Below are 17,541 nucleotides of genomic sequence, written 5' to 3'. Positions count from 1 at the left end.
AAATAAGTGGCAAATAAATGAATAACATGAACCTGATCCCTGTTTATCCGGAAATCTTTCTGCTGATTGCGACTTCCGCAGTCCTGCTGATCGATATGTTCGTTTCGGATGCCAAGCGTTATATCACCTACTACCTGACACTCGCCGTGCTGGCGGTGTGTTTCGTATTGACGCTCGGCGCCTTCCAAAGCGGGGAGACGGTCTATACCTTCCACAACATGTTTGTCTCTGATCCGCTCAGCAGCCTGTTGAAGATGGTTTCCTATGTCGCGGTGGCGATGACCCTGGTGTATTCGCGTCGCTATATCGAAGAGCGCGGCATGGTGAGCGGCCATCTTGGCGGTGAGTTCTATCCGTTGGCACTGTTCACCTTGCTAGGTCAGATGGTGATGATCTCCGGCAGTAATTTCCTCAGCATCTATTTGGGCCTGGAGTTGATGTCCCTGTCCTTGTACGCCCTGGTGGCGCTGCGCCGCGACAACACCTCGGCGACCGAAGCAGCGATGAAGTATTTCGTGCTGGGCGCGATGGCTTCCGGTTTCCTGCTGTATGGGATGTCGATGCTGTACGGTGCTACTGGTTCGCTTGACCTGATTGAAGTGACCCGTGCCGCAGCATCCGGCAATGTCAACCAGATGGTGCTGGTGTTTGGCGTCGTATTCGTTGTGGCCGGCCTGGCGTTCAAATTGGGCGCGGTGCCGTTCCATATGTGGGTGCCTGACGTTTATCAAGGTGCACCGACTGCGGTAACGCTGTTGCTGGGTGCTGCACCTAAGCTGGCTGCATTTGCGATTTGCTTCCGTTTATTGGTCGAGGCGCTGTTGCCGCTGGCTTTCGACTGGCAGCAGATGCTGACGGTATTGGCCGTGCTGTCGATGGCGATCGGTAATATCACCGCGATTGCGCAAACCAATATCAAACGCATGCTGGCGTATTCGACGATTTCGCACATGGGTTTCATGTTGCTCGGTTTGTTGGCCGGCGTGGTCAATGGCAATCTGTTTTCTGCCGCCAACGCCTATAGCTCGGCACTGTTCTATGCAATCACCTACGTAATGACAACGTTGGGCACTTTCGGTGTGATCATGCTGTTGGCGCGCTCCGGCTTCGAAGCGGAAAGCATGGACGATTTCAAGGGGCTGAATCAACGTAGCCCTTGGTTTGCCGCAGTCATGCTGGTACTGATGCTGTCGCTGGCTGGTATCCCACCGTTCATGGGTTTCTACGCTAAATTGTCAGTGCTGCAGGCAGTGCTGGGTAGCGGCCAGGTCTGGCTGGCTGTTGTGGCTGTGCTGTTCTCGCTGATCGGTGCTTTCTACTATCTGCGCGTCATCAAGCTGATGTATTTCGACGAGCCGCAGGATAGCTCGAAGATCGTCGCGCACGGAGATGTGCGTGTATTGCTGAGCTTGAACGGGCTGGCAGTTCTGGTACTCGGCCTGTGGCCAGGCTTGCTGATGGATGCGACTACCACTGCAATCGTGCGCACGCTGACCGCTTTCCTCGGCAGAGTAGTGTCGTAAGACTGTGAACGTTTCCCTTTCCAGCTTGTTTGTCATTCTGCTGGCGCTGATTGCCGCCAACTTGCCATTCTTTAATGAGCGGGTGTTTGCCTTGGTCCCAATTAAGTCTGGTGCGCAGGGGACGGTCAAGCCGGTCTGGGTGCGCTTGCTGGAACTACTGGCGCTGTATGCGCTGGTTGGCCTGTTTGCTCATCTGCTCGAGGCCAATATCGGAAATACGTTCTCCCAAGGCTGGGAGTTTTACGCGGTGACCGGTTGCATGTTCCTGGTCCTTGCGTATCCCGGTTATGTATTGCGCTATCTGAAGAAACACCGCTGAACAGCAGGCATTTGTTTTAATCCGCGCAGGATCAGCATCCTTGCGCGGTCGTTTGAAAACCTCCCACATCGATCATCACCCCTTATCCCTCACAAAGCCTCACACCCATCCCCGGAGCGCTCGCATGGACAGTCATCTGAAAGAAATCCGGATTACCAGTAGCCTGGCCTACGATGGTCACTTCCTGAAGGTGCAGCGCGACGCGGTCCAACTGCCGGATGGCAAGGAAACCAGCCGCGAATTCATCAAGCATCCAGGTGCAGTGGTTATCCTGCCGTTGTTTGAGGATGGTACGGTGCTGCTGGAACGACAATATCGCTACCCGCTGGAGCGCGTGTTCATCGAATATCCGGCCGGAAAAATCGACGCTGGCGAAGACCCTCTCAGTTGCGCCAAGCGCGAGCTGCAGGAGGAAACTGGCTACACCGCCAGCGAATGGCTGCATGTCTGCACGATTCACAACGCGATTGCCTATTCCGACGAACACCTGGAACTGTATCTGGCGCGCGGCCTGGTCGCCGGCGAGCGCAAGCTTGACGACGGCGAATTTCTTGACGTGTTCAAGGCGCCGCTGTCCGATATGCTGAACTGGGTGAGGGAAGGGAAGGTGACGGACGTCAAGACAGTCATCGGTACCTTTTGGCTGGAAAAGATCGTGACCGGCAACTGGCAGTTGCCCGCATAATCCCGCTGGCACGGTATTGCCGCCATAAAAAAGCCCACGCTGTGTTGATCGCAGCGTGGGCTTTTTGTCGCGGGGTAGGCAATTTTTTTAACCGGAACAAGCGTGACTCATGACGCCAGAATCACGCTTGGGGATAATGCCCAGTCTAGCGCTGTAGCCTTCTTACATATTCGGATAGTTCGGCCCGCCGCCGCCTTCCGGCGTCACCCACACGATATTCTGCGTCGGATCCTTGATATCGCAGGTCTTGCAATGCACGCAGTTCTGCGCGTTGATCTGCAGGCGCTCGGTATTGTCTTCGTTGGTGACGAATTCGTAGACGCCGGCAGGGCAGTAGCGCGCTTCCGGGCCGGCATAATCGCGCAGATTGACGTTGACCGGGACGTTCGGATCCTTGAGTGTCAGATGGATCGGCTGGTCTTCGGCGTGGTTGGTGTTGGAAATGAACACCGATGACAGGCGGTCGAAGGTCAGCTTGCCATCCGGTTTCGGATACTTGATCGGCGTGTAGTTGGCGGCCGGTTTCAGGCATTCATGATCGGCGTGCGTGTGGCGCAGGGTCCAAGGCGCCTTACCGCCGAATACCACCTGGTCGATGCCAACCATGAGCGTGCCGACGTACAAGCCCTTGCTCATCCATGGCTTGAAGTTGCGCGCCTTGTGCAATTCTTCATGCAGCCAGGATTGCTCGAATGCCTGGCTGTAGGCGGTCAGCTCATCGAACTGGCGGTTGTTGCCCAAGGCTTCGAATGCAGCATTGGCGGCCAGCATGCCGGTCTTGATAGCGGCGTGGCTGCCCTTGATGCGGCTGGCGTTGAGGAAGCCGGCGTCGCAACCGATCAGCGCGCCGCCCGGGAAGGTCAGCTTGGGCAGCGATTGCAGGCCACCGGCGGTGATGGCGCGCGCGCCGTAGGAAATGCGCTTGCCCCCCTGAAAGAACTTGCTGATTTCAGGATGGGTCTTGTAGCGCTGGAATTCCTCGTAGGGCGACAGGTAGGGATTTTCGTAAGCCAGGCCAACCACGTAGCCGACCGCGACCTGGTTGTTTTCCAGGTGATACAGGAAGGAGCCGCCATAGGTCTGGGTATCCAGCGGCCAGCCGGCGGTATGCACGACCAGGCCCGGCTGATGCAGCTTGGGATCGATTTCCCACAATTCCTTGATGCCGATCGCATAGGTCTGCGGATCTTTGCCTTTGTTCAAGTCGAATTTCGCCATCAACTGCTTGCCCAGGTGGCCGCGTGCGCCTTCGGCAAACAAGGTGTATTTGGCGTGCAGCTCCATACCGAGCTGGAAGGCGTCGGTAGGTTGGCCGTGACGATCTACACCCATGTTGCCGGTGGCGACGCCCTTGACCGAGCCGTCTTCGTTGTACAGGACTTCGGCAGCCGGGAAGCCGGGGAAAATTTCCACGCCCAGCAGTTCCGCCTGCTGGCCGAGCCAGCGCACGACATTGGCCAGCGAAATGACATAGTTGCCATGGTTCTGGAAGCAGGCCGGCAACAGCCAGTTCGGTGTCTTGTAGGCTTTTTTCTCAGTCAGGAACAGGAAGCGGTCTTCGCTGACTTCGGTTGTCAGCGGGGCGCCCAGTTCTTTCCAGTTTGGCAGCAATTCGGTCAGTGCCTGCGGGTCCATCACTGCGCCGGACAGGATGTGGGCACCGATTTCGCTGCCTTTTTCCAATACGCAGACGGATACTTCCCGTCCTTGCTCCGCAGCCTGCTGCTTGAGGCGGATTGCGGCTGCCAGGCCAGCGGGGCCGCCGCCGACCACCACCACATCGTATTCCATCGCTTCGCGCGGACCGTATTGTTCTACGAGATTCTGCTGGTTCTGCCCTGGGGTTGGAGTCATTGTCTCTTTACCTATCATTAATTTTTCGAACGGATGTGCTAATTGTCGGGGATTTTGCTGCAGAATGCTAGGCTTCCTGGGCGGTTAGTGTTGTTCCTCGCATGTCGGATAGGGTGCCGAATCGGACTTCCTTGGGCCGCCTGAAGGCAGATCACTGCAATATTCATGAAAGTTGAAATAATGGAAACCAGAAAACACGTTCATACCACGAAGATCGCCATGCGCTGGGGCGACATGGATGCGCTCGGCCACGTCAACAATACGATCTATTTCCGCTATATGGAACAGGCGCGTATCGAATGGTTGCAGCAGATTGGCAGCGACTTCGACTCCCGCCATGGGCCGGTGCTGGTCAATGCGCAGTGCAGTTTCTTGCGTCAATTGAAATATCCTTGCGATGTCGAAGTCAAATCCTATATCGGCGCCATCGGCCGCTCCAGCTTTGAGGCAAGCTATGAAATCCGTCGTGCCGACATGCCGGATGTCGTGTTTGCCGAAGGCAGTGCAAAAATCGTCTGGGTCGATTTTGATCTGGAAAAATCGATGCCGTTGCCGGACGATTTGCGCCAGCTACTAACCAACCCGGCGTCACCAGCCTGAACGTTCGTTAAATCCGCTCTGCCTGCGTAACGCCCAGCAAGCGGTGCACTAGCTCGCTGGACGTGGATGCCGCAAATTTCTTCATCAGATTGGCGCGGTGCATTTCCACCGTGCGTGGGCTCAGGCCGATCTGCTTGCCGATCAGTTTGCTGGTTTTGCCTTCCACCAGCAGGGCGGCGATTTCCCGTTCCCGCGGCGACAGTTCGGCAGAAGCCTTGCGCTTTTCGCTCAGGTCTTCAAAGGTCCAGATGCCGGCGGCGTGGGTGTCTTCCGGAACCAGTGCATGGCCGGTGACGTGGCACCAGAACAATTCGCCGTTGGCGCGGCGCATGATCCTTTCGTCGGAATACATGCCCTTGGCATTCATGATCGGCACGATGCGGGCGCCGGTGCGCTCGAACTCGTCTTGGGTCGGGTACAGCACCTGGAAAGACTGACCATTCAATTCTGTCGGCTGGTAGCCGAACATGCGCGTCAATGCCAGGTTGCATACTTGCATGACGCGGCGTTCGGAGACACACATGCCGATCGGTGCATGGGCAAAGATGGTTTGATAGTTGATCAATGAATTAGGCAATGGCACAGGGCGATTCAATCTTGCTTCGGTATCTGGTGAGTCGGCATGTCCGGCAGGCGCGCTGCAGGCTTGGTTGATGTTCGTATTTTTACGGTATTGTTAGATATATCTCTTCGTCATATGCTAACAGACGACTTTCAAAGCAATAATAATCTGAGTTTACACAAACAGGAGGCATTGGTATGAACAAAGTTTATCCTGACGCGGCAAGCGCGTTGGCTGGCATCGTCAAGGACGGCCAGACCATCGCGGTCGGCGGTTTTGGACTGTGCGGCATCCCGGAAGCGCTGATCCTGGCGCTGCGCGACTCGGGGGTGCAGAACCTGACCGCGATTTCGAACAATGCGGGTGTTGATGGCTTCGGCCTTGGGCAGTTGTTGTCAACCCGCCAAATCAAGAAAATGATCGCCTCCTACGTTGGCGAAAACAAGGAGTTCGAACGCCAGTATCTGGCCGGCGAACTGGAGTTGGAATTCACGCCGCAGGGCACGCTGGCGGAAAAGCTGCGCGCCGGCGGCGCCGGCATTCCGGCCTTCTTTACCAAGACTGGCGTCGGCACATTGGTTGCCGAAGGCAAGGAAATCCGCGAATTCGATGGCGCCAAGTATGTGATGGAGCGCTCGCTCGTGGCCGATGTGTCGCTGGTCAAGGCCTACAAGGCCGATCGCAGCGGCAATCTGGTGTTCAATAAGACTGCCCGCAACTTCAATCCAAATGTCGCCATGGCCGGCAAGATCACGGTGGTGGAAGTCGAACATCTGGTCGAAGTCGGCGAGATCGATCCGGACCAGGTGCATACGCCTGGCATATTCGTGCACCGCATCGTGGTCAATGCGACACCGGAAAAGCGGATCGAACAGCGCACTGTTCGTACGGCATAACACAGGATACGGAGAACGACATGGCATGGACTCGTGATGAAATGGCCGCGCGGGCGGCAAAGGAATTACAGGATGGTTTTTACGTCAACCTCGGCATCGGCTTGCCGACCCTGGTGGCGAATCATGTACCGCAGGAGATTGAGGTCTGGCTGCAGTCGGAAAACGGCTTGCTGGGCATTGGCCCGTTTCCGACCGACGATGCAGTGGACCCGGACCTGATCAACGCCGGCAAGCAGACCGTGACGTCGCTGCCGGGATCGTCTTATTTCAGTTCGGCGGATTCGTTCGCGATGATTCGCGGCGGCAAGATTAATATCGCCATCCTTGGCGCGATGCAGGTCTCGAAGAACGGCGACCTGGCCAATTGGATGATTCCTGGCAAGATGGTCAAGGGCATGGGCGGCGCGATGGACCTGGTAGCAGGTGTCGGCAGAGTTGTGGTGCTGATGGAGCACGTGGCCAAGGCCAAGGACGGTTCCACCTCGCACAAGATCCTCGATGCCTGCAGCCTGCCGCTGACCGGCGTCGGCGTGGTCAACCGCATCATCACCGACCTCGGCGTGCTGGATGTCACGCCGCAAGGCTTGAAGGTGATTGAGCTGGCGCCAGGCGTCAGCCAGCAGGACATCATCGAGCAAACCGGCACGCCATTGGATGTGAGCGCATTGCACTGACATTGTCATAGACAGGCAAGGCCCGGCGCATGATTGCGCCGGGTTTTTTTCGCCTGCTGGAACGCGGCCGGTACGGCGTGGTCCGACGTTTTGCATCGATTCTGCCGCCTGAGTGTGCAAGGGGGGCGGCATATGCGATAAGATGTTGCATATACGCAAAGCAAAACGCGACAGTTTGCCGGTTGCCGTTGATTGCAACATCCACTAAGCCTCTGCGCACCAGGACGAATTAGGACTCTCATGACCATACCTACGCACAAAACCGTTCAATGTATTTCACCTGCCGGTTTGCATAAAATGGCATATCAGGAGTGGGGCGACCCTCACAATCCAAATGTTCTGTTGTGCATACATGGCGTGACTCGTGTCTCGGGCGATTTCGATCAGTTGGCGCGCGCCTTATGCGACACCTATCGGGTGGTGTGCCCGGATGTGGTCGGCCGCGGCCGTTCCGATTGGCTGCGCGATCCGCAGTATTACGTTGTGCCGCAGTACCTGAGCGACATGGTGACCTTGCTGGCGCGCCTGAACGCGGAGACGGTGGATCTGGTCGGTACCTCGATGGGCGGCCTGATTGGCATGGCGCTGGCGTCATTGCCGGAAAATCCGGTGCGCAAGCTGGTGTTGAACGATGTCGGTCCGAAACTGGATCTGGAAGCCATGGCGCGCATTGGCGAATATATCGGCGCCGACATGCGCTTCAATACGTTCGACGAAGCGGCGGCGTATATTCGTGCGATCTCGGCATCCTTCGGTGAACATACCGATGCCGAATGGCATAAGTTGGCTGCAGATGTGCTGCGCCAGGACCGGGATGGCAAATGGATACGCCACTACGACCTGAAGTTGTCTGTGCCTTTCACGATGACCACCGGCGAGGCGTTCAAGGCATCGGAAGCGTTGCTGTGGGCCGCGTATAACGCGATTACTTGCCCGACCTTGCTGCTGCGCGGCGCCCAATCCGATTTGTTGTCGCCTGAAGTGGCGCAGATCATGACGCAATGCGGTCCCAAGGCCAAGCTGGTTGAGCTGCCGGGCGCCGGCCATGCACCGACTTTGCTGCATATCGATCAGATCGAAGTTGTCACCGATTTCCTGGTCGGCTGATTCATTACTGCATTACAGCTTAATTTTATTCAAGAGGAGATATAGCCATGACAATCCAGCGCTTGCATGTCGGGAAAAGACTGTCGGAAGTCGCCATTCATAACGGCACAATCTATCTGGCCGGCCAATTGGCCGAGGACACCACCCAGAATATCGAAGGTCAGACCCGCGAAACACTTGGTCATATCGACCGTCTTCTGGCAGAGGCTGGCAGCGACAAGCACCATATCCTGTCGTGCCAGATCTATCTGGCCGACATCAAGGATTTCGATGGCATGAATGTCGTGTGGGACGAATGGGTCGCGGCCGGCAATTCGCCGCCGCGAGCGACCGTCGAGGCGAAGCTGGCGCGTTCTGAAATCCTGATCGAAATCGTTGTGGTCGCCGCACAAAAATAAGGAAGACGCAGACATCCCATGGTTTCGCTTACTGCAACACAACGCGCTTCGCAGACCCAGCTCTGCACCGCCGGCTTGAGCGCCGAGGATAGCGCGCGCGTACTGGATGCGTTGGCGTTCGTCGAGCCACTGTATGCCGACAATGTCATCACTACCGGCCAGAGTACGCTCGATTTTTCGCAGGGCGTGACCAGCATACTGGCGCTGCTCGATACCGATGTCGAAACCCGGATCGCCGCGCTGCTGTTTGAGTTGCCGCTGATTGATGCCAGCTATTCCGAAGCCATTGAACAACGCTTCGGCAAGGAAATCTCGGATCTGGTCGGCGGCATCCGGCAACTGATGCGATTGCACGGTTTTACCTTCGGTTTGCCGCAGGAAGTCATGCGCGGCAAGAACGCTGCGCAACAAGCTGCCAGCCAAGTCGAGACCTTGCGCAAGATGCTGCTGGCGATGGCGACTGACATGCGTGTGGTGCTGGTGCGGTTGGCGTCGCGGGTGACTGCATTGCGCTATTTTGCCGAAAACAAGATGGAAAATCCGCGCACCAGCCAGTACGCGCGCGAGACGCTCGATCTGTACGCGCCGCTGGCCAACCGGCTTGGGATTTGGCAGTTGAAGTGGGAGCTGGAAGACCTGTCGTTCCGCTTTATCGATCCGGTTGCCTACAAGCGCATTGCCAAGATGCTGGAAGAGCGGCGCATCGAGCGCGAAAGTTTTGTCGACGCTGCTATCACGCGCCTGCGCAGCGAGCTGGCGGCGGCCGGCATCAAGGCTGAAGTCTCCGGCCGGCCCAAACATATCTTCAGCATCTGGAACAAGATGAAGGGCAAGGAGATTGATTTTTCCGAGCTATACGACGTTCGTGCATTCCGTGTGATTGTCGACGACGTCAAGACCTGCTATACGGTGCTCGGCATCGTTCACAATATCTGGGTGCCGATTCCGAAAGAGTTCGACGATTACATCTCACGTCCCAAGCAGAACGGCTACCAATCTTTGCATACGGTGGTGCTGGCGGATGACGAGCGCGCGCTGGAAGTACAGATACGCACCAACGAAATGCATCATTTCGCCGAATACGGCGTGGCGGCGCACTGGCGCTACAAGGAAGCCGGCGGCTCCAATTTTTCGGCGCAGAAGTACGATGAGAAGATCGCCTGGCTGCGTCAGCTGTTGGCCTGGAAAAGCGAAGTGGTCGATGCCGTGGTCGAGCACGAGGATAGCCGTCGCGAATGGTTGGAAAAACTCAAACAGGCCACGCTCAACGATCATATCTATGTGCTGACGCCGCAGGCGCGGGTGATTGAATTGCCGAGTGGGGCGACGCCATCGATTTCGCCTATTACTTGCACACCGATGTCGGCCATCGCTGCCGTGGCGCGCGCGTCGATGGCACGATGGTGCCGCTGAACACGCCGCTGAAGAATGGCCAGACAGTGGAAATCATCACGGCCAAGAACTCGCCTGGCGGTGCCGGACCTTCGCGCGATTGGCTAACACCAGGTTATGCGGCAAGCGCTCGTACGCGCTCCAAGGTGCGGGCCTGGTTCAATGCCATCGAACAGCAGGAAACCCTGGTCACCGGCCGCAGCCTGCTGGACAAGACCCTGCAGCGCGAGGGCAAGACGGCGGTCAACCTGGAAGAACTGGCGCGCAAGCTGGAATTCGCCAAACTGGAAGACCTGTTGCTGGCATTGGGCAAAGACGAATTCAGCTTGCGCCATGTCGAACAGGCGCTGCACGACGATCCCGGCCTCAAATCGATTGAGCACGACAGCGAGATGGAGGAGGCCGCGATTACTCGCAAGAGCCGTGCTTCCAGTGTGGTCCGCGGCGGCAAGTCAGGGGTGCTGGTGGTTGGCACCGACGGCTTGATGACACAACTGGCCAAGTGCTGCAAGCCTGCGCCGCCAGATCCGATCGTCGGTTTCATCACGCGTGGCAAGGGCGTCTCGATTCACCGAGAAAACTGCAAGAATTTTGCTGAGATGCGCATCAAGGCGCCGGAGCGCGTGATCCTCACGACCTGGGGTGCGCAGGAAGCAGAAACCGTTTATCCGGTGGATATTTTCGTTCTGGCCAGCGACCGGCAAGGCTTGCTACGTGATATTTCCGACGTGTTCTTGCGTGAAAAAATCAATGTCATCGGCGTCAGCACCCAGAGCGCCAAGGCGCATGCGCGGATGGCTTTCACCGCTGAAATCGCTTCCACCGCCCAGTTGCAAAAGGCGTTGGCAGTGATCCGCGAGGTCAAAGGCGTGCTGGAAGCGAAGCGCCAATAGGCCGGAAAAGCGCGTTTGGACTGGGTTCCAGACCACGGTGTTTGAGGAGATGCAGGCGGCCGCTTTATTTACCAGAAATTTTGTGTAATAATGGCGGCCTCTCCGGGAGGTTAGCTCAGGGGTAGAGCGATCGCCTCACACGCGATAGGTCACAAGTTCGAAACTTGTACTTCCCACCAAAATTCCTGTTTTAAATCAATACGTTAGGAAGATTTCGAAAGTCTCGAGGATAGTTCGGGGATATTTTCGGTAATCTGAGCCTCGATTTTGCTCATCTCGCGGTCATCATCCTGGTCGTGAATCCACGCAGCATAGTCCCGATAAAAGACGTCCAAGCCATACCCCACTTTGGGGCTGGCGGCACACGCCACAACTCGCCATGATGAGTTGTCGCTTGAGAAGGCCTATGTTCGCTTGGCTCATTAGAATGAAACATATTCCCGCATCTGTTGGAAATTAAGCACAGGGCCGGTCTACCGCTTGTGACAGCAGACCGGGTTCCCATGCCCGGCGACCATGCTCATGGTACGTCGGATACAGCTCCTTAAGTGGCCTGTAACAACCAAATCAAGAGCGCCTGTCACGTATCCGACACGCATGGGGCGTTGCCCATGCTCGCAATAGTCAGCTATTGCTCCGCTGTGCGCCTTGCCCTGCGTGTCGGATACGCGCCCTTCGCCCTCGATTCGGCTGCTACAGCCCACTAGTTCCCAAAAACCACGCCGACACCGGCGCGGATAATGGTGCTGTTGTTACCGGCGCTGGATATGCCGGCGTTCAGGTTGATGTTGCCGCGCTGGTTCCAGCGTGACACCGTGACGCCCAGCGCCGTATTGCCGCGATAGGCCGCGATACCTGCATTCAACGACGTCTTGCCCGGGATATAAGGCGTGACGTTGTTCAACGCTGCCGATGCTGCAATCCCGCGACTCGCCGCTTTATCGACTTCGTTCAACGCATTGGTAACCTGGTTGAAGCGTTGGTCGGTATAGTCGTTGGCGCTCTGCAGGGTTTGCGCTGCGCTGTTGTTGATCATGTTGTTCATCTGACCAACGTTGACGGCATCCGTGCTGGCGACGCCTTCGGCCACGTTGACGATCGCGCGTTCATTGCCCGCCGATCCGACCGACACGGTGTTGTCCTGATTCGCCACCGAATTGGCACCGATTGCCACCGCGTTATTGCCGGTTGCCTGGGCATTTTCGCCAATCGCTGCGCTAGCCGAGCCTGGCGTCACGACTGCCGGTATTTCCTTGTCTCCAGCAGAAACGAAGTGTGGGTCAGGTTTGCCAATGCCGCCGCTGCCGTTTTCCAGATTGGTGACACGATTGTCGATATTAGTGATCTGCCCTTGCAGACTGTCACGCAAGGCCGCAATCTGGCCACCGTTCACCGCCTGGCGGCTGCCGGCTGCAATATTGCCGTCGGCAACGTTGTTCAGCACAGTGCCGTTCACGCCACCGAAAGTCACAGAACCCCTGTTGCTGCCAGCGTCGTAGACCACGGCGTCGAGCGCGTTGCCACCTGCATCGACCAGGCCAGCATCCTTCAATTGCTTGAGGTTGACGGCATCGGTGTCTTGCGTACCGGCAGCCAGACCGCTGATCTGACGACCGCCGACTTCAACCACGTTGTCGCGGGTAGCGACCGAGCCGGCGCCGAGGGCGACCGAATTGTTACCCGTTGCCGATGCGTTTGCCCCCATCGCGACCGAGTTGGTGCCGGTAGCAACATTGGCGTCGTCGCTGCCGTCACCAGCACCGTCCGCCTTGAAGTAGCGGGTGGCGTTGCCGACCTGTGACTTCAACTGGCCGACATTAACTGCATCGTTATCTGCGACGCCATTGCCCACATTGTGGATTACGGTGGTGCCGCCGGTACCGTTGCCGAGGTTGATGTCGGTCTTGTTGCTGTCGGTGTAAGTTACCGCCAACGCACCCAGGTCGCCGACCTGGTCGGCAACAGTCTTCAATTGCGACACGTTCACTGCGTCGTTATTTTCGACGCCATCTGCCACGTTGACGATCTGGCGTTCAGCACCAGCCTTGCCAACTGAGACAGTATTCGCACGATCGGCAACGGAACCGGAGCCAAGTGCGACCGAGTTGGTCGCGGCAGCAGTAGTGCTTGCATTGTGTCCCAGTGCCACCGATTCGTCGGCCACTGCGTTTGCGGATGCACCGCTGGCGACCGAATAGCTGCCGGTTGCCGCCGCGTCATCGGTATCGTCATTCGCGCCATTTGCCTTGAAGTACCGCGTTGCGTTTTTCAAATCGCCGGTGACGGTACTCAGACCGGTTGACAGCGAGCTGACGTTGCTGTTGGTCGAGCTCAGGCCGGTCGACAGCGAGTCGACATTGCTGGTGATGGTGCTCAGACCGGTCGATGTTGATGTCGACAGTGACGATACGTTGCTGTTGGTCGAGCTCAGGCCGGTCGATAGCGAATCGACGTTGCTTGTAACAGTGCTCAAACCTGTCGACACCGATGTCGACAACGAACCGACATTGCTGGTGACAGTGCTCAGGCCGGTCGATGTTGAGGTTGACAGCGACATCAGCTGATTCACGTTCACGGCATCCGTGCCATCCACACCTGCTGCAACATTCTTCAGCTGCGTACCCGCGGCACCACCGAAGGTCACGGTTGATTTGTTGGAGCCAGCATCATAGACCACGGCGTCCAGTGTGTTGCCACCGGCATCGACCAAACCTGCATCCTTCAGTTGCTTCACGTTGACTGCATCGGTATCTTCTGTACCGGCTGTCACGCCGCTGATTTGACGATTGCCAACCTCAACCACGTTATTGCGCGTAGCGACCGAACCGGCGCCGATGGCAACCGAGTTACTGCCCACCGCAACACTGGCGTCATCGCTACCGTCGTTCTTGCCGTCAGCTTTGAAGTAGCGTGTGGCATTGGTCAAATTGTTGCTAATTGTGCTCAGGCCGGTTGATGTCGAGGTTGACAGCGACGATACGCTGCTGTTGGTCGAGCTCAAGCCGGTCGAGAGCGATTCGACGTTACTGGTGACAGTGCTCAGGCCAGTCGAAGTTGATGTAGACAGCGACGATACGTTGCTATTGGTGGAACTCAAACCAGTCGAGAGCGACTCAACATTGCTGGTGACGGTGCTCAGGCCAGTCGAAGTTGACGTCGACAGCGACGATACGTTGCTATTGGTCGAGCTCAAGCCGGTCGACAGCGAATCAACATTGCTGGTGACGGTGCTCAGGCCAGTCGAAGTTGACGTCGACAGCGACGATACGTTGCTATTGGTCGAGCTCAAGCCGGTCGACAGCGAATCAACGTTGCTAGTGACAGTGCTCAACCCGGTCGATGTTGATGTCGACAGCGACGTCAACTGATTCACGTTCACTGCATCCGTGCCAGCGACACCTGCTGCAACATTCTTCAGCTGCGTACCCGCGGCACCACCGAAGGTCACGGTTGATTTGTTGGAGCCAGCATCATAGACCACGGCGTCCAGTGTGTTGCCACCGGCATCGACCAAACCTGCATCCTTCAGTTGCTTCACGTTGACTGCATCGGTATCTTCTGTACCGGCAGTCACGCCGCTGATCTGGCGATTGCCAACCTCAACCACGTTATTGCGTGTAGCGACCGAACCGGCGCCGATGGCAACCGAGTTACTGCCCACCGTAACACTGGCGTCATCGCTACCGTCGTTCTTGCCGTCAGCTTTGAAGTAGCGTGTGGCGTTGGTCAAATTGTTGCTAATTGTGCTCAGGCCGGTCGAAGTTGATGTCGACAGCGACGATACGCTGCTGTTGGTCGAGCTCAAGCCGGTCGACAACGAGCCAACGTTGCTGTTGGTGGAGCTCAAACCAGTCGAGAGCGACTCAACATTGCTGGTGACGGTACTCAGGCCAGTCGAAGTGGATGTCGACAGCGACGATACGTTGCTATTAGTTGAGCTCAAGCCGGTCGACAGCGAACCGACGTTGCTGTTGGTGGAGCTGAGGCCAGTCGAGAGCGACTCAACGTTGCTAGTGACAGTGCTCAAGCCGGTCGAGGTTGAAGTCGACAAGGAATCGACGTTGCTGTTGGTCGAGCTCAAGCCAGTCGACAACGAGCCGATCCCGGTCGACAAGCTGCCGACGCCGGTGCTCAACTGTGCAACGGTGACGGCATCTTGCGGCGCCGAACCGTCCGCGACATTGGTGATGCGGCGTTGTGCAGCGGCCGAGCCCACGGATACTTCGGAAGTCGGCGCTGCAGTATTTGTCAGATAGCCGCTGCCAATCGGCGCGGTCGCGCTGGTGACCGAACCGGCACCCAAGGCTACAGAACCGGCGGACGTGGCGAACGCGCCATTGCCGATAGCGACACCTTGTTCGGCGCTGGCCACGGCACTTGCACCGACGGCAACGCTGCGGGATCCAGAGGCGACTGCGTCATCACTGCCGTCATTCAAGCCATTTGCCTTGAAGTAACGCGTCGCGTTGGTCAGGTCGTTGCTGATTGTGCTCAAGCCGGTCGATGTGGATGTCGACAGTGAATTGACAGAGCTGTTAGTCGAACTCAGACCTGTCGACAACGAACCGACATTGCTGTTGGTTGAGCTGAGGCCAGTAGACAGCGAGTTGACACCGCTGTTGACGGTGCTCAAGCCGGTCGAGGTGGATGTCGACAGTGAATTGACGGAGCTGTTAGTCGAGCTCAGACCTGTCGACAACGAACCGACATTGCTGTTGGTTGAGCTGAGGCCAGTAGACAGCGAGTTGACGCCGCTGTTGACGGTGCTCAAGCCGGTCGAGGTGGATGTCGACAGTGAATTGACGGAGCTGTTAGTCGAGCTCAGACCTGTCGACAACGAACCGACATTGCTGTTGGTTGAGCTGAGGCCGGTCGACAGTGAGTTGACGCCGCTGTTGACGGTACTCAAGCCGGTCGAGGTGGATGTCGACAGTGAATTGACGGAGCTGTTAGTCGAACTCAGACCTGTCGACAACGAACCGACATTGCTGTTGGTTGAGCTGAGGCCGGTCGACAGCGAGTTGACACCGCTGTTGACGGTACTCAAGCCGGTCGATGTGGAAGTCGACAGCGAATTAACATTGCTGTTAGTCGAGCTCAGACCTGTCGACAATGAGCCGACATTGCTGTTGGTTGAGCTGAGGCCGGTCGACAGCGAGTTGACACCGCTGTTGACGGTACTCAAGCCGGTCGATGTGGATGTCGACAGTGAATTGACGGAGCTGTTAGTCGAGCTCAGACCCGTCGACAACGAACCGACATTGCTGTTGGTTGAGCTGAGGCCAGTAGACAGCGAGTTGACACCGCTGTTGACGGTGCTCAAGCCGGTCGACGTGGATGTCGACAGTGAATTGACGGAGCTGTTAGTCGAGCTCAGACCTGTCGACAGCGAACGGACGCCGCTGTTGACAGTGCTCAGGCCGGCCGAAGTTGATGTGGACAGTGAATTGACGCTACTGTTGACCGTGCTCAGGCCGCTTGAAGTCGACGTTGACAGTGAGCTGATTCCGGTCGACAGGCTGCTGACGCCAGTGCTTAACTGCGCAACCGTGACGGCATCTGACTGCGCCGAACCGTCCGCCAGATTGGTGAGGCGACGCTTCACCGTCGCGGAGCCGATCGAGACTTCGGAGGCCGGCGCCGCAGAGTTGGTCAAATAGCCGTTGCCAGTTGGCGCCGTTGTGCTGGTGGCCGATCCGGCGCCTAGCGCTATGGAACCGGCCGTGGACGCAGTGGCGCCGCTGCCGATTGCCGTTGTGTTCAGAGCATTTGCTTGCGCACTGCGACCAACTGCAACCGTTCTATCGGCATTGGCTTTGGCCGAATCGCCGAAGGCTGCTGCGCCGTCGCCGTTGGCCGCAGCATTGGTGCCCATGGTGGTAGCACTCCAAGCGCCGGTGGTGGTGCCGAAATTGGCGTTTGCATTGTTGCCGATAGCCGTTGAGCCGGGGCCTGTTGCGGCGGCTCCAGAGCCGATAGCTGTTGAGTTTAGACTGGATGCGTTGGCGTTGTTGCCCATGGCTACGGCAAAGTTGCTAAGTGCCTTACTGTTAACACCGACCGCTACGCTGTTGCTGGCGGCTGCGTTAGAGGAAGCGCCCATGGCTACGGCAAAGTTGCTAAGTGCCTGGCTGTTGACACCGACCGCTACGCTGTCGTTACCGGTCGCCATGGAAGAAGTACCGACTGCTGTCGCATGGGTGGCTGCGGAGGAATAAGCACCTAAAGCCGTACCATAAAAGCCGGATGTTATGGCTTGGTCGCCGAATGCTGAGCCGCCCAATGAGGCTACAGCAAAGTCACCCGCAGCCGTGCCGCATAATGCAGTGCCGGTGCTCCATATAGGATTTATCAGGGCGTTGGCGGCAGGCGTGCCGCAAGAAGCCGACGCAGTCGGATTCAATACTACTGTTGCCGCTTCGGCCTTGCCAGACAGCGCCATGCCACCGGCAGTTGCAGCAACAGCTAGCACCACCGCAAGCGATTTAACGGTGTTCGAGGTCTTGCTCTTGGTGCGACCCTTGGCCGTTTCCGCCACGGCAGTCCAGGTGCCGGTAACGTGGTTAAAGACTACGCGATAGATTTTATTCATGGTTGCTCCCAATTCAAGAGAATTTGTATTGGGATGAACTTTATCC

General features: G+C 57.3%; 11 protein-coding genes, 1 tRNA gene and 2 pseudogenes. 10 read left to right on the top strand and 4 right to left on the bottom strand.

What is annotated here, in order from left to right; genetic code table 11:
- The first annotated feature begins 17 nt into the window (after nt 1-17).
- The 3 genes from nuoN to CAter10_RS13210 all read left to right on the top strand — a co-directional run bounded on the left by nuoN (nt 18) and on the right by CAter10_RS13210 (nt 2,527).
- Nucleotides 18-1,523: an NADH-quinone oxidoreductase subunit NuoN gene (nuoN, locus tag CAter10_RS13220; protein ID WP_061533764.1), complete on the top strand. Its 1,506-nt coding sequence runs from the start codon at nt 18-20 to the stop codon at nt 1,521-1,523.
- Nucleotides 1,524-1,527: 4 nt separating this feature from the next.
- Nucleotides 1,528-1,842: a DUF2818 family protein gene (locus CAter10_RS13215; RefSeq protein WP_061533763.1), complete on the top strand. Its 315-nt coding sequence runs from the start codon at nt 1,528-1,530 to the stop codon at nt 1,840-1,842.
- Between the two features lie 124 nt (nt 1,843-1,966).
- Nucleotides 1,967-2,527, top strand: a complete 561-nt coding sequence (locus CAter10_RS13210; protein ID WP_061533762.1) for an NUDIX domain-containing protein — start codon at nt 1,967-1,969, stop codon at nt 2,525-2,527.
- 162 nt (nt 2,528-2,689) lie between these two features.
- Here CAter10_RS13210 and CAter10_RS13205 read toward each other — a convergent pair whose 3' ends face one another.
- Entirely contained in the window at nt 2,690-4,381 is a 1,692-nt protein-coding gene (locus tag CAter10_RS13205; protein ID WP_082797905.1) for an electron transfer flavoprotein-ubiquinone oxidoreductase, read from the bottom strand.
- Between the two features lie 180 nt (nt 4,382-4,561).
- On the opposite strand from CAter10_RS13205, the gene CAter10_RS13200 reads away from it, so the two are divergent.
- Nucleotides 4,562-4,981: an acyl-CoA thioesterase gene (locus CAter10_RS13200; protein ID WP_061535344.1), complete on the top strand. Its 420-nt coding sequence runs from the start codon at nt 4,562-4,564 to the stop codon at nt 4,979-4,981.
- Nucleotides 4,982-4,988: 7 nt separating this feature from the next.
- On the opposite strand, the gene CAter10_RS13195 is transcribed toward CAter10_RS13200, so the two are convergent.
- Nucleotides 4,989-5,558 (bottom strand): LuxR C-terminal-related transcriptional regulator, encoded by a 570-nt coding sequence (locus CAter10_RS13195; protein WP_061535343.1) that lies wholly within the window; start codon nt 5,556-5,558, stop codon nt 4,989-4,991.
- A gap of 182 nt (nt 5,559-5,740) precedes the next feature.
- On the opposite strand from CAter10_RS13195, the gene CAter10_RS13190 reads away from it, so the two are divergent.
- From CAter10_RS13190 to CAter10_RS13165, 6 genes and pseudogenes are all read left to right on the top strand, one after another.
- A complete protein-coding gene (locus CAter10_RS13190) occupies nt 5,741-6,439 on the top strand; it encodes a CoA transferase subunit A (RefSeq protein ID WP_061533760.1) in 699 nt (232 codons plus the stop codon).
- A 20-nt stretch (nt 6,440-6,459) separates the two neighbouring features.
- Nucleotides 6,460-7,113, top strand: coding sequence for a 3-oxoacid CoA-transferase subunit B (locus CAter10_RS13185; RefSeq protein WP_061533759.1), 654 nt, complete (start codon nt 6,460-6,462; stop codon nt 7,111-7,113).
- A gap of 240 nt (nt 7,114-7,353) precedes the next feature.
- Complete coding sequence (locus CAter10_RS13180) at nt 7,354-8,220, top strand: alpha/beta fold hydrolase (protein WP_061533758.1); 867 nt, start codon at nt 7,354-7,356, stop codon at nt 8,218-8,220.
- Nucleotides 8,221-8,267: 47 nt separating this feature from the next.
- Entirely contained in the window at nt 8,268-8,618 is a 351-nt protein-coding gene (locus tag CAter10_RS13175; protein ID WP_061533757.1) for a RidA family protein, read from the top strand.
- 18 nt (nt 8,619-8,636) lie between these two features.
- Nucleotides 8,637-10,903 (top strand): annotated as a pseudogene (locus CAter10_RS13170) (RelA/SpoT family protein).
- 104 nt (nt 10,904-11,007) lie between these two features.
- A tRNA-Val gene (locus CAter10_RS13165) sits at nt 11,008-11,082 on the top strand.
- Nucleotides 11,083-11,606: 524 nt separating this feature from the next.
- Here CAter10_RS13165 and CAter10_RS23650 read toward each other — a convergent pair.
- Nucleotides 11,607-15,398, bottom strand: coding sequence for a YadA family autotransporter adhesin (locus tag CAter10_RS23650; protein WP_061533756.1), 3,792 nt, complete (start codon nt 15,396-15,398; stop codon nt 11,607-11,609).
- A gap of 1,038 nt (nt 15,399-16,436) precedes the next feature.
- A pseudogene (locus tag CAter10_RS24580) lies at nt 16,437-17,495 on the bottom strand (ESPR-type extended signal peptide-containing protein); the annotation flags it as partial.
- Between the last annotated feature and the right edge of the window lie 46 nt (nt 17,496-17,541).

Source organism: Collimonas arenae (assembly GCF_001584165.1).
Lineage (GTDB): Bacteria > Pseudomonadota > Gammaproteobacteria > Burkholderiales > Burkholderiaceae_D > Collimonas > Collimonas arenae.
The sequence above is the reverse complement of the archived record's forward strand: the minus strand, read 5'-3'. Positions and strand labels throughout refer to the sequence as shown.

Bases quoted from the DNA above. Each gene is read 5' to 3' on its own strand.
- CAter10_RS13185 (WP_061533759.1), top strand. From the start codon at position 6,460: ATGGCATGGACTCGTGATGAAATGGCCGCGCGGGCGGCAAAGGAATTA.
- CAter10_RS13175 (WP_061533757.1), top strand. From the start codon at position 8,268: ATGACAATCCAGCGCTTGCATGTCGGGAAAAGACTGTCGGAAGTCGCC.
- CAter10_RS13205 (WP_082797905.1), bottom strand. From the start codon at position 4,381: ATGACTCCAACCCCAGGGCAGAACCAGCAGAATCTCGTAGAACAATAC.
- CAter10_RS13210 (WP_061533762.1), top strand. From the start codon at position 1,967: ATGGACAGTCATCTGAAAGAAATCCGGATTACCAGTAGCCTGGCCTAC.
- CAter10_RS13190 (WP_061533760.1), top strand. From the start codon at position 5,741: ATGAACAAAGTTTATCCTGACGCGGCAAGCGCGTTGGCTGGCATCGTC.
- CAter10_RS13200 (WP_061535344.1), top strand. From the start codon at position 4,562: ATGGAAACCAGAAAACACGTTCATACCACGAAGATCGCCATGCGCTGG.
- nuoN (WP_061533764.1), top strand. From the start codon at position 18: ATGAATAACATGAACCTGATCCCTGTTTATCCGGAAATCTTTCTGCTG.
- CAter10_RS13180 (WP_061533758.1), top strand. From the start codon at position 7,354: ATGACCATACCTACGCACAAAACCGTTCAATGTATTTCACCTGCCGGT.